This window comes from Bacillus sp. NPDC093026, assembly GCF_044754665.1.
Taxonomy (GTDB): Bacteria; Bacillota; Bacilli; order Bacillales; family Bacillaceae; genus Bacillus; species Bacillus maqinnsis.
In genome coordinates this window covers 694,770-707,715 of the sequence record NZ_JBIVPN010000002.1, presented here as the reverse complement: position 1 = coordinate 707,715, position 12,946 = coordinate 694,770, and the positions used below count along the sequence as shown (strand labels likewise).

Annotated in this window: 9 protein-coding genes; 1 reads left to right on the top strand and 8 read right to left on the bottom strand. The window is 40.4% G+C overall.

Annotated features, from left to right (window positions below):
- Positions 1 to 82 precede the first annotated feature (82 nt).
- From ACIQCE_RS08520 to ACIQCE_RS08510, 3 genes are all read right to left on the bottom strand, one after another.
- The gene (locus ACIQCE_RS08520) at positions 83 to 304 is read right to left on the bottom strand and encodes a spore germination protein (RefSeq protein WP_400494402.1); all 222 of its coding nucleotides are present in this window, start codon (positions 302 to 304) and stop codon (positions 83 to 85) included.
- A 68-nt stretch (positions 305 to 372) separates the two neighbouring features.
- Positions 373 to 1,476: an AI-2E family transporter gene (locus ACIQCE_RS08515; RefSeq protein ID WP_400494401.1), complete on the bottom strand. Its 1,104-nt coding sequence runs from the start codon at positions 1,474 to 1,476 to the stop codon at positions 373 to 375.
- A gap of 182 nt (positions 1,477 to 1,658) precedes the next feature.
- Positions 1,659 to 1,895 (bottom strand): YuzF family protein, encoded by a 237-nt coding sequence (locus tag ACIQCE_RS08510; protein WP_034282580.1) that lies wholly within the window; start codon positions 1,893 to 1,895, stop codon positions 1,659 to 1,661.
- Between the two features lie 179 nt (positions 1,896 to 2,074).
- On the opposite strand from ACIQCE_RS08510, the gene ACIQCE_RS08505 reads away from it, so the two are divergent.
- Positions 2,075 to 3,541, top strand: coding sequence for an esterase/lipase family protein (locus tag ACIQCE_RS08505; RefSeq protein ID WP_400494400.1), 1,467 nt, complete (start codon positions 2,075 to 2,077; stop codon positions 3,539 to 3,541).
- Here the strand turns inward: ACIQCE_RS08505 and ACIQCE_RS08500 are convergent.
- From ACIQCE_RS08500 to essC, 5 genes are all read right to left on the bottom strand, one after another.
- A complete protein-coding gene (locus ACIQCE_RS08500; RefSeq protein WP_400494399.1) occupies positions 3,538 to 4,071 on the bottom strand; it encodes an HD domain-containing protein in 534 nt (177 codons plus the stop codon). The two genes, ACIQCE_RS08505 and ACIQCE_RS08500, sit on opposite strands and share 4 nt — an antisense overlap.
- A 145-nt stretch (positions 4,072 to 4,216) precedes the next feature.
- Positions 4,217 to 4,960, bottom strand: coding sequence for a (S)-benzoin forming benzil reductase (locus ACIQCE_RS08495; RefSeq protein WP_400494497.1), 744 nt, complete (start codon positions 4,958 to 4,960; stop codon positions 4,217 to 4,219).
- A gap of 96 nt (positions 4,961 to 5,056) precedes the next feature.
- Positions 5,057 to 5,542, bottom strand: a complete 486-nt coding sequence (essA, locus tag ACIQCE_RS08490; RefSeq protein ID WP_400494398.1) for a type VII secretion protein EssA — start codon at positions 5,540 to 5,542, stop codon at positions 5,057 to 5,059.
- Positions 5,532 to 8,444: a type VII secretion protein EsaA gene (gene esaA / locus ACIQCE_RS08485; protein ID WP_400494396.1), complete on the bottom strand. Its 2,913-nt coding sequence runs from the start codon at positions 8,442 to 8,444 to the stop codon at positions 5,532 to 5,534. The genes essA and esaA overlap by 11 nt, the downstream gene beginning before the upstream one ends.
- On the bottom strand, positions 8,441 to 12,916 hold the full coding sequence (gene essC / locus ACIQCE_RS08480) for a type VII secretion protein EssC (protein WP_400494395.1): 4,476 nt from the start codon (positions 12,914 to 12,916) through the stop codon (positions 8,441 to 8,443). Before essC ends, esaA begins: the two co-directional genes overlap by 4 nt.
- Positions 12,917 to 12,946 lie beyond the last annotated feature (30 nt).

Below are 12,946 nucleotides of genomic sequence, written 5' to 3'. Positions count from 1 at the left end.
CTACCTCATCATATGTCTAGAACGAAGATAGGTGTATCAAAAATAAAAAAACAGCTGATATGACTTACAATCAACTGCTTTTTTATGCATTAAAAGATTGGGGCTGACTTAGCAGTGTAAAATCCCAAAGCATGGTGGCATTCGGATCACTTGTAAGGGCCATATAATCGCCCGAATTAAAGGCTCCCGCTCCACCACTAGAATGGTCAACAGCTAAAGGGGCGATGGCAAGGACATCACCAAACGTAGCCGCAGCGTTCCCTCCTAAGGATTCGATATGAATCGGTCCAACAATTGCTGGCATCTTGCTTCTCCTCCCTATCTGCTTATGTGAGCCATCTTATGCAAAGGAGGAAAAGTTGTGCATCTGTCCTATACGTTTAAATGTTGCTCTGCCCGTGAGCGATGACGTAGCTGAATCAATCTGACAATGTTTAATGTAATAGCCTTTAATAAAGCATAAACCGGAACAGCAAATATCATGCCTAGTATTCCCCCAAAACTTCCAGCACCAATTAATAGAAGAATAATCGTCAGTGGATGCGTATTCAGACGTTTTCCAATGATTAACGGGGAAATCACGTTTCCATCAATTTGCTGTACAACGAGAATGACAATCACGGTCACGATTGCTTTTCCAGGAGAGTCAAGAAATGCAATCAAGACAGCTGGTGTCGCTCCAAGATATGGTCCGAGGTATGGAATTACATTTGTAACCGCAATGATGATGCCAAGAATCAGCGCATATTTCACCCCAATTAATAAATATCCGATAAAACAAGCGACACCGACAAATAAACACACAACAATTTGTCCTTGTATATAAGCAGCAAGTGTGTCATTTAATTCTTTGAAAATTTTCAGTCCTTCCTTGCGATAAGGCATCGGCAAAAATTGAACGAGCTTGTCCGGAAACTTATGACCGTCTTTCAGCATATAAAATAAAATAAACGGAACCGTAATGACCGCAAGTGCAATATTGGCAATGACGCCAAAAACAGCAGACATACTTGATACAATGTTTTCTGGCAAGCTTTTTAATGTCGAAACGATCGTCTGTTCAAACTTTGACACAGAGACATAATCTTGGTTCATCATCCAAGTAAAGGTTTTAGAATGTGAGAAATCATTGATAAATTTCTGCACGTCAGTCACATAGCCCGGAAAACTTTTCACAAGTCCAGTCACCTGCGTAACAATCACAGGTCCGGCAGCGTTGATAATAATCGTGACGAGTCCAATGAACAGGAGATAAATGACCAAGATGGCGAGTGTCCTAGGGATTTTCCTAGATAAGAACCGAACAATCGGATTAAAAATAAAAAAGAGGATTCCTGCCAGTAAGATTGGGACAAACAGGGTTGACGCAAATAAAATAATCGGCTGAAATAAAAAAGATACTTTTGTTGATACATACACAATGAGTAAAACAAGTAGTATTTGGAATGTCCAAAAATGAACTTTAGAATTTAACAAGGATGCTCCTCCTGTTACGAATTGATCTTAATAAAAACCTACTATTCAACCCACCTTCTGTCAACTGCTTCTTGTTTTAGAACCATATTTTTTGAAAAAAAAAGAACAATTGGCATATCATTCACTTTTTCCATATATAAATTCAGTAAGCATAAAAAAGCAGACACATATGCGTCTGCCCATTACACTCTTTCGCTATGATCAGGCATCACCGACACGATTTGCTGGATCCGCACATAAAAAACTGATTTAGTCCCCGCCTCAATCACAATATGGTCCGGCATCACTTCCTTCAATTTTCCACGCACCGTATCTTTCACTGTTTGCACAATTAATCTCATACCGATCACTTTCTGCAATGTTTGATAAACATATGGATCAACTAACGAAACTAGCTGTGGACTTCCTTGTTGTGCCATCCTTCATGCCCCTTTACTTGTGTATTTACCCACAGCGTATGCAAAGATCCATGTGAATGTCACTCAGCAAACCTACAACGTTAATACCGTATTTTTTCAAATTATATTTCTTTACATTTTTTAGAAGTATAATAGATTGGTGCTGCCAACAACTCAAATGATTAAAGAGGTGGTTCATTTTGAAAAAACTAATTTGTATGATCGCTGTCATGCTCTTTCTATCCTCTGCAAGTGATGCACATGCAGGCACAATTGGAGAAAAACCTGGTACACCAGGGAAGTGGTTTAGAGGAGAAGAACCGATTCAAAAAGATCGGTCTAAACCCCCTCTTGTTTTTGTTCATGGCATTAACAGCTCTTCCTCCACATGGTTTGATCAAAACGATATGGCAAAACAGGCTGTTCAGAATGGATATGAAAGCGCGTTCATAGATTTGTATCCAGATCAGGACATGAAAAAGAATGGAAAACTACTAGCAGAAAAATTAAAAGAAATCTATGATTTCTTTGGACGAAAACTCATTGTAATCGGTTATAGTAAAGGCGGGGTAGATACACAATCCGCACTCGTTTATTACGGTGCTCATCCGTATGTCAGTAAGGTCCTCACACTTGGGTCTCCTCACTACGGAACACCACTGGCAGATCTAGCCTATAGCAAAGGAGGAAGCTGGCTAGCGGAAATTCTTGGGCAAAAAAGCGAAGCTCTCTTTTCTCTGCAGACCGGTCCAATGGCCGCTTTTCGAAGTGAAACGGACCGTTTAGAATCTTCCCCAATGAAATATGTCACCTATTCTGGATCTGATTGGGGAGCATTTGGCGGTGTTTTATATTTAGGAGGCGTGTATTTAAAGAGCTTTGGAGAAAATGACGGTGCTGTCACTGTCAGTAGCACAAGGTTACCCTATGCAAATAATACCTTAACTGGAAAATGGGATCATTTTTCACTTAAGAACGGCTCAAACATGTTCCCAGTGTTTCAAAATCAACTAGTAGCAAATATAGCAAATATTGAAAAAGAAGATGATCACGAATCTACTGAGCCGAATACAGATGTTTACGTAAGAGGCGGTGAAAGTGAAAAAGATAAAACGGAAGAATTTTATGTAGAGGAAGGAACGAATGGCTTATCAATTCAGTGGTTAAATGAAAGAAAGGATGCACAGCTTGAATTAGTCGCCCCAAATGGAGATGTCATAAAGAATTTAACGACTACAGAAGCATCTTTCCCATATGAAGGCGCTTTTTCACATCAAGTGCAAATCAACAAACCCGTTCCTGGAAAATGGGCGATTCGATCAAATTCAGGGAAAAAGATTCCTTATTTGCTGCTAGTATCCTATGATTCACCATTAAATGAAGAAATTAAAGGGATGACATCGAAGTCAGATGATGCATTTACACATTCAAGCGGTCTGATCAAACGCTTAAATAAAACAGTCGAGACAGTTTACTTTAAGGATGCACAGAAGGGATTCCAGACACATTCCTCATCAGCTACCCATTTGAAAAAGGAAGGCGCATATTCAATCACAGTCAATTATACCGGACTGACCGCTTCTGGAACATCGACCTTTAACCGTACCGTCATTCGCACATTGTATGTGGATCAGCATGGAAACATTCATGGAGACATTCCATACTAAACAGAACGTTTCATGGGCTGAAGGGCCTGCTGCACCTTCTGATCCAAGTCAGCAATTTTTTTCAAAGCAAGCGATTCATCTATTTGCCGGTAGTGATGATGTCCTCCAGGCTCTTCATCCATTTCATCTGCTTTCTTCACAATTTGCTGGAGTGTGTCCATATGAAGGTCGCCCTCCGGCAAATAAGAATCCGTATGAAGGAGAATTGCAAGTGCAATATCTTTGGCTGCTTTTGGTTCCTCACCGAGCCGTATGAGCAGTTTGTGTGCACGCTCTGCTCCTTTAATTGCATGTATATCATTACGTCTATATGTCTCGTAATCCCATTCTCCGCCTGCTGTGTACCATTCATAGTGTCCAATGTCATGCAAGAGTGCTGCTTTGACAGCTAGATCAGGGTTAATACCAGCTTGCACAGCTAGTTTAAAAGCATGATCAGCACACGCAATTGCATGGGCTTTACCTGAACGATTCAAGTATTTTTGAGCTACTGGATGGGTGTATACATCCATTAGTGTTACTTTTCTCATGGAAACCCCTCCTTATCTATATTTTTAGCATCCTAACATATTCCGAAAAGAAACTCAAATGTTCTGTCATATTGACTCAAGACTCAAGATTAGCTTATGCCGTACAAGTAGTCTTTGCTTGTACAATATATAAAAAAAGCAGCCACTATGACTGCTTTTTACCATACTCACGCGCATCGTATACGTTCCCGCCTACAGGATCACCTGCCAAAAGTTCAAGCAAAATGCCAGCGACTTCATTTGGACTCTTCAATGTACCTGTTTCATATAAATGTTGAAAACGATCAATTTGTTCAAAATCCTGTTTTGATGACTTCCGGATTTCTCCCTGCATCTCAGTATCCATCGTGCCTGGTGAGAAAGAAAAAGTGTTCACAGGATATGCCTCGTCCTTCTGCTCCTCATGTAATGTTCTCATAAACATATCAAGACCTGCTTTTGAGCTACAATAAGCACTCCATCCTTTGTATGGGTTCTTTGCCGCTCCCGAAGAAAGATAAATAACCGTTTTCTTTCCTTTGAATGATTGCGTCAATTCGACGAACAGATGACTTAGCAGAACTGGAGTCACAAGATTTAACGTATAGTGCTGATGAAGTGTATCCTGCCCCCCTTGACCAACTCGTTTGATGGGGGTCACCATTCCTGCGTTATTGATCAGCAAAATTTCATCAGCTTCTGCTAATGTGTGCGGGGACAGCACGCTTTGCAGCCATTCAGTAGCCGCTTCTTCATTCGTCAGATCGACCTGTGCATGTGTCAGTTTTGGATGAGAAATTGGCGCAGCACGCCTTGCCGCAGAGTAAACATGATCACCGCAAGACAGCAATTGGTTCACAAGTGCCAAGCCAAACCCTGTTGAACCTCCTGTAACGATTGAAATTCGGATAACAATCTCCTCCCTTGTTATGACTATTTTACGAACATCAAAGGGATAACATCAAATGATCTGCATAAAGAAAACCCGTCCCTTTCAAGGGACAGGCTATTTCTTTTCCGTTTTTACGCTCACCTTTGGTATCAGTATGACCATCACAATCATGCCTATGACGATTAGAAAACCAAAGATTATAGAAAGCATTGCCGATGTTTGCTTCTCATGATCCTCTTCAGAAGGTGCTGACACAGCCGAGTCACTAAAAGAGATGTTCATCTCTTTCATCATACGAGCAGGTGTTTTTGGCGGGTTCTCTTTCAGATCACTGAATAGATCAGGTGCGAGACTACCGCCTGGAGCTTTAGGCGGTTCAGCAAAATGAATATCTGTTTTGACTTTCGACGTTGTTTTGCTTTGTTCGTATTCGGTTTGATCCCTCAATATACCTGTATTAATATCGATTTCCTTTTCCTTATACTCATTCGGTTTTACATTCGTATCCGTATCTTCACCAGCAGCTAAAGCAACAGGTATGAGGAGAAAAAGGGATATGATACAAAGGACCACTCCCTTGACAAACAGCTTAAGCCTCATGTGTCACATCACGATCCTCTGTTTTGTCTTTCCATATTTTTGTCACAAACGGTATCAGCATAAACAGCACAGTTAAGATCAGTAAACCGGTGATGCCCATACCAAACTCATCACCATTTCCGTATTGGATGGACATATACACGTCAGTGACCGGATTTGTAAAGTTGAAATTCGGCATGACCAAATCAATTAACGGTGCGATAAAGAAGAAGATGAGTGCAGTGGCTGCCATCCATCCTACAATCGAACCGAAAAGGAAGGCCGTGCGTATAAAGGCTGAACAAGTAATCAACAGCAAAATGGTGAAGATCGACCATTGAATAGCTTGATCATCTGCTAGTTTGTATATATTTAACCCAAACAAGCTAATCATCAGTCCGACTAAAAGGTTCAAAATGCCAAACAATGCACCTTTGACCAGCATTGGGGCATTCGCATAATACGAGCTAAAATAGCCAATCAATAAACTGCTAATCATTATAATGACCAAAATGACCACCGGCGGTACAGTTTGTGTCTTTTCTTCCGGCACATCTCCACTAATTTTCAGCGGGTTTGCTAAGTAGTTATACACATAGTTGCTGTTCCCTTGATCGTTTAGTGTATTTCCTAAAATACCATTCAAATCATGTTGAACAAGTTTGGTTGAATTGACGTTTTTACTCCAGTTTTTATTCAAAGTATCCGCTTTTTCTTGAACGGTTGTTACACTTTCTTCAATGTTATTCGTATAATCTGCCACACCTTTTTGACGATCTGTTAAAGAGCTCATATTCTCAGATAGGCGAAGCACTTCTTGACCAATCGAATCCTGTGCACTGACAACAATTGAACTACCAGCGAGCTCTGCCGTATACACCGTATCCCCTGGATTAGCCATTTGGTCAGCTACGTTGTCCGCACTTTCAGAAATAGCGTTTAATTCCTGTTGTATGCTGGCCTGCTGAGTCGCAATGTAATTGGCATAGCCATCTGAAAATTTTTGCATACCATCAATAAAAGAAGACACATCGTCAGTTGAGGACAGCATCTGACTCTTTAAAGAATCCCAGCGCTCTGTCTCGTCTTGTTTGATAGAGAGAATTGACTGAATGCTGTCTTTTTTGGTGTCTAGCAGGGATGAAGGATTTTTCTGTGTATAGAAACTGTTAAGTAACTCATTATACTGCGCTAATTCATTTGAATAATTTAATAAATCAAATGCATCTGTTGATGCTGTAACAAAATTTCCAATTTCATGAATAACTCCCTCTGTAATTTGTTCTAACGGAGATTGACTCTTTTTTAGTTCTTCTAATCTGTTAGAAATATCCGCTTCTTGTTCTCTGATTTTTTGTTTCATATTCCTTATACTTTTATTGTAATTGCTTTCTTTCTCTTCTAATATTTCTATTCTCTCTGTTAAAGACTTCAGTTCCTCGCTCAACTGATCGACTTTTCCTTGTAATTGATCGTTATGAGCTGCGGTTTTATCCTCAATGTTCTTTTTAACTTCTTCCAATTTTAAAGAAAGTGCTTTTAGTCTCTCTTTTGATTGGTCTGTCGTTGATTTTGATTGAACAGATTGATTAGAATTTGTTTTATCATTCCCTGAAGGTGGAGAAATGTTGTCTTTTGGCTCTGTCAACTCATCTGCCAATTGATTCATTTCTGTTGAGATTTCAGTTAATTGATTCGTTTCATCTTTAAGATTGATTTTCAAATCGTCAGAGGGGTTTTGCGGTTCTTCACCTTTATTGTTTGTATCTTTATTTGGTTCCTCTTGCTGTATCCCTGCATTAATCAACGTTTCTCTTGAAGCTAATAATTGCTTTTGCACTTGAGTAATATGAGTAATTTGACCATCCATATAAGGAATATATTGATCTTCATAATTTTTAATCAGCTCTTTTTGAAACGTTTCCATAAGCCCCATCAATCCATTAGATTGCGCTTTGATCGCCTGTTGTCTCGATTGCTGAACAGATTGAATGGCGCTGTCAGTTGTTTTTAGCTGATTTTGCACACCATTGATGTCCGTTTTAAGTCCTCCCATTTGCTCACTAAAGCTACGGGCATTTTGATTTTGAATGTCAGAGAGCTGCTTGAGCCCCTGCTGGATTTGCTTTTTACTTGTCGATTGAGCCTTGATCAGCAGATCTTTTTGTTTGTCTTGATACTGCTGATATCGATCCACAACTTGGACAAAATTCTTTAACTGGCTCTTTGCTTCTTTCGTTGTACTCAGACCGTCTTTATACTGTTTTTGTGAATTGGCCATGGCATTTTTTAATTCTTCTATTTGCTTTTTCTGCTGCTGGAGTGCATCTGATAGTTTGTTTGAGCTCGGCTTATAGAAGTTGTACATCGTATTTTGGAATTCTACCTCTTTGCCGACAATGTGCTGGAATTCTTTTCTTACATTGCCGATCTCCTGTGACACAAAACTCCAATACAAAGTCGACATCTGCTCATTCATTTTCTGTTGTGCATTCTCTAGCTCTCTCTGCACTTTTTCTTTATTGACCGCATTGAGCTGATCTTGAATGGAAAACTGAATGGATGCCTTTTCTGGATGATCTTTATCATAGCTCAGTACATTTCTAGAGAAATCAGACGGAATATACAGTACAGCATCGTACCTTCTGTTTTTCAGCCCATTTTCCGCCGCACTGCGATTCACCACTGTCCATGTATAATCAGACCGCTCTGATAAGGCAGCGACCACATCCTGTCCGAATCGAGCGGTGTTTTCACTTTCACTGACTCCTATGTCTTCATTCACAACAGCGATATTTCGGGTAGCATTTTTCTTCTGCTTTGTCGGTTCATCCCCAATGAGGTGAAAGAACAGAATCGGCAATACGAGAATCAGTACTATGGTGGACACGATTTTTATTGAGCTTTTTTTCTGCTCTGTCATTGAACACTCTTCCTTTCTACCGCACATAAAGGAACCTGAATTTTCTTCTCTTTCCCATTTTCAACCATATAACCAAACCCTGGCTGAATCTCTGGTTCTTGTCTTACATACGGAAGCGGTATAATGCTTTGCTCTGATTTTTTCATTAGTAACAGGGCATGACGAACTTGTTTCACTTCGTTTGTCAGTGCATCATAGCCCTTGCTAAATTCTGTGTGATTACCTGACGCAACAAGACTAAAACCAAGGTGTGCATATGATTTCATGAAATCAGCTATTTGATCTTGCAAACGTGTATCAATCGTTTGCTGAAAACGTGTGATTCCGTCAACCACAAGCACAACTTGAGGAAATGCTAACTGATCTGTTTCTCCGTTACGAACGGCTTCGACGTACATTGCTTCACGTGCTTTAAATAAACGATCAATCTCCATTGCCCATTCGGTGATGTCATCTTTTGTTTCAAGGTAATCTATGTTTTCTTCTTTTGCATAATGGGAAAGTCCCCGATCAATGGAATCAAAAACCGCTAACTTCTCGGGCTTTGCCTCTAATAGGTGATCAAGCATAAGTTTTGCCACGTTTGTTTTCCCGCGTTGCGTTTGTCCGATAATCAGGCAGTGCTTATTCTTTTTCAAATCAAAGTAAACAGGAGCGACAGATTCCTCATCTAGTCCAACAGGAATTTGATAAGGTTGTCTTTGCTGATCTAAACGACTTTCCAGCTCCCATGCCGTCAGCTTATCAGGTAGCATTGGAACAGGCTTTGGTTTCTCTGCCTCAGCAAAACGATCATGAAGAAGCTGGATTTCTTGCTTCAAATGCTCAAACAATTCAAGATCATTCTCTGCTTCAACTGGTAGAAACATTTGGGCAAAGTAAAGCTCTTCCTTATTAATAATGACTCTTCCTGGGATTGGCTCTAAACTAAATTTTGGTCTGCCAATCATTGAATATGCCTCTCCTTGGTCCATTAAATAATGCACAATTTTTGTTTTCAGGTTATTCATGAGTGATTGGCGCACTGCATTTACCCGAGTTGCTGTGATGATGAAGTAAATTCCAAGTGACTGGCCATCACGGCTCAATTGGATAAATTCAGCTTCAAGATCGTGCATTTCATCTTTGACAATATCAAAGTTGTCAATGACGATAAAAATAAATGGAAGCTTCTTCTTGTTTAATGCGTTGTACATTTTGATATGACTGATTTCTTGTTGTCTCAATAAACGCTTGCGGTATTCAACCTCTTCACGCAGTCGCTTCATTGACTTTTGAATTTTTCTCATTTGATCCATCAAGAAGTAATCCGCTGTGTGCGGCAGCTTTGCAAGCGGAAGCAAGGAACCGTTTCCGAAGTCATAAATATAGACGTGCCATTCTTCAGGTGAATACCTTTCTGCAAAGCTCATCAATAATGTCGTGGCAGCAAGGGATTTGCCGTAACCAGATGACCCGAAAATACCAATATTGCCATCTTCCATCATTTGATATGAAAGCGGGTGCTGACTTTGCTGATCAGGTTCATCCACGAGCGCAAAGTGGAAGACATGCTCTTCACTCGACACATAACGTGTTTTAGGAATGCGCTCTTCAAGCGGTGGAAGCCATGGACTCGGAAGCTTTTCAATACCAAGTTCATGCTGCATTCGTTCAATTTCATCAACTACAACAGAAATTTCCGTTACGGTCTCTTTTTTCACTGCCGGCTCTGTGCTCACCCCTGATAACGGAACCAAACCGGTGTCGGTCACAATGGCAATGTCATCTTCTGAGCCGTAGCCATCTTCCATATACGGTGCTCCGCTCCAAGCCGATTGGAATAATTCATAAATTTCATTGTTCCCAACCTGTAAATACCCTCGGCCAGTGACTGTAATCGACGCTGCATCACTGTTTTTCAAAATTTCCTTACTATCTGATGCATCTTGCACCTTTAGCGCCACCTTAAAGCGGGAGTTACTCCAAATTTGATCATCAATGACCCCGCCTGGCTTTTGTGTGGCCAAAATGAGATGGACACCAAGGCTTCGACCAATACGTGCGGCACTGACAAGCTCCCTGATAAAATCCGGCTCTTCACTTTTTAATTCAGCAAACTCATCAGAGATCAAGAACAGATGCGGCATCGCCTGTTCAGCCTTTTTCTCCTTATAGAGCTTCGTATAATCATTGATGTGGTTCACATGATACTGGTCAAACAATCGCTGTCTTTTCCTTAGTTCACTCTTAATGGAGGCAAGAGCTCTTTCACTAAAGTTCTTGCTACCTTCAATGTTGGTGATTGTCCCAAGCAAATGCGGAATGTTTCGAAACGGCTGCGCCATTCCGCCTCCTTTATAATCAATCAATAGGAAAGCCACTTCATGCGGGTGAAAGTGCACAGCTAAAGATAGAATATACGTCTGTAAAAATTCACTTTTCCCTGATCCTGTTGTTCCAGCTAGAAGTCCATGCGGGCCATGTGCTTTCTCGTGCAAATTCAGATCGACAATATCGTTTTTCCCTTTATAACCAATAGGCACTGATAATGATTTTGACGTTTCAGACGTCAGCCATTTTTCTCGAATGCCAATGTCTTTCACCTGCTTGGCATGAAATAAATCTAGGAAAGAGACGGTCTCAGGGATTGAATTTGTCATCCCGACTTGATGATCTAATGTTCTCAATGTTCTTGCAAACAGCTCATTGTCCGCGCGCTGATGTGCATCAAGGGTAAATGGAATGCGCACAGCCTTCTTATGCTGAATGAGAATATCGCCTTCTTCTTCGTTAATGTAACGGACAAGTGTTGAAATATTTTCAGCTAAACTTTCCTTTGTTTCCGCTGCAAAAATAATAGAAATACCAAGATCTGTACCACTTCCCTCTAAGTATTCTAAAATGACATGCTCAGCAATTAATTCATGATTTGTTACGATAAACACAAAATGAGGAGTAAAGATTTTTTTCTCTTTCTCTTCTTCTAAGTCACGTTCACGCAAAATTTCGTAAATTGATGATAATAGCTGATCACGTGTTTGTTCATTGTAAATAAACCCTTTTCCGTATGTATGAGGCAGTTGAAAGTGCGGCAACCACTTCATCCATTCCCAATTCTTATATTCCTGTTCATTAAAGATAAATACAAATCTCAAATCATGATAGCTGTGCGAGAAAGCAAGCTGGCCGACAAGCTGGTGAATTTCATTTTTCACAATAGCAGGCTTCCCAATTAAACCTGTTGGACCGTCAGCAAGACCGAATGTAATAGGTACATCCTTAATTTCATGATAAACTCTCTGCATTTGCTGCGTTTGTTCCATTAACTCATCAATATCCCGATTGGCCATATCGCCGCCGCTCATGGATAACTCGTAGCTTGCCGGAACAGCACCCGTTCCAAGGCGTAAATGTAAAAAGTCATCACTTACAAGCGTTTTCTCCCAAATCCGTCCACTAATTTCTGATGTCAGGTACTTCATTTGTTCAAATGATGGGTAATGATAGGTCAGTATATATCGCTGCCTATCATACAGTTCCTGCAATTCTTTCCTCTTATTCTCTAAATAGAGAGTGTATACCCGCTGCCTTTTTTCTTCACGTCTTTTGCGCTGTGTCTTTTCTTTAAAATATTGAACAGACGATGTAATGAGCGTCATAATAAACATCGCCATAGAAACCACAATAAAGATCCCCCGCGGCTGCACAAGTGCAACAATTCCCATGACAATTAACATAACAAGTGGCGGGAGGATAACAAGCCACAACCCCCTGCTGTTATTTTCACTCTCCTGTGAAGGTAAGCTAAATGACACCCGTTCATCAGGTAAATCATAAATCAAACGCGGCGTCCGTCTGTATAATGGATACTTTTGTTTTGTTTCGGTGCTCGGTTGTCTTGTTTTTTCTAAGCGTGTATGAAATGGTTCATGTCCTGTCACTTGTAGTAAATCATCATCTTTGAAAGATAACGTGAGAAAATTCCAGAAAAGCTCATCCCCAACTTCGACCTTCTCTGGTCGATGGACTTGCTTTCCGTTTACATAAATGGTTTCATCTTGAGGCATGACGTACCAATGTCCTTCAATCTGTTCCAAAGAGAAATGATTGGCATCTTGAAAAATAGGATGAGCTTGTTCTTTCCATATATCCGCATCTTCTTGCTTTCCACATGAAAAGGAAACTTCTACTCTATTTCCTAGGTAATAAATATTCTGATCAGGATGTTCATCCGTTAACATCAGTGTAAGCGGCCCAATCTTGTATGCTTCATATGGAAGCAATTTTCCATCCTTCTTCTCTCCTTGGTAAACGAAAAAGCCTTCGTTCGGTTGATCAGGAGATAAACGAATCGTTCCCTCATCAAATGAAAATGAAGGGATTGTTACTGTATGCTCTATTTCAGGTCCAATCACGACCTCTCGATTGAACTGCTCTTCTAAACGGACGGTTTGATAATTATCATGATAAAAAACCCAAAACAGGCTCAAACCCTCCACCTCCTCATAGGACAGTACCAA

Coding starts and splice junctions, on each gene's coding strand:
- esaA (WP_400494396.1), bottom strand. CDS start 8,444: ATGACAGAGCAGAAAAAAAGCTCAATAAAAATCGTGTCCACCATAGTA.
- ACIQCE_RS08520 (WP_400494402.1), bottom strand. CDS start 304: ATGCCAGCAATTGTTGGACCGATTCATATCGAATCCTTAGGAGGGAAC.
- essA (WP_400494398.1), bottom strand. CDS start 5,542: ATGAGGCTTAAGCTGTTTGTCAAGGGAGTGGTCCTTTGTATCATATCC.
- ACIQCE_RS08500 (WP_400494399.1), bottom strand. CDS start 4,071: ATGAGAAAAGTAACACTAATGGATGTATACACCCATCCAGTAGCTCAA.
- ACIQCE_RS08510 (WP_034282580.1), bottom strand. CDS start 1,895: ATGGCACAACAAGGAAGTCCACAGCTAGTTTCGTTAGTTGATCCATAT.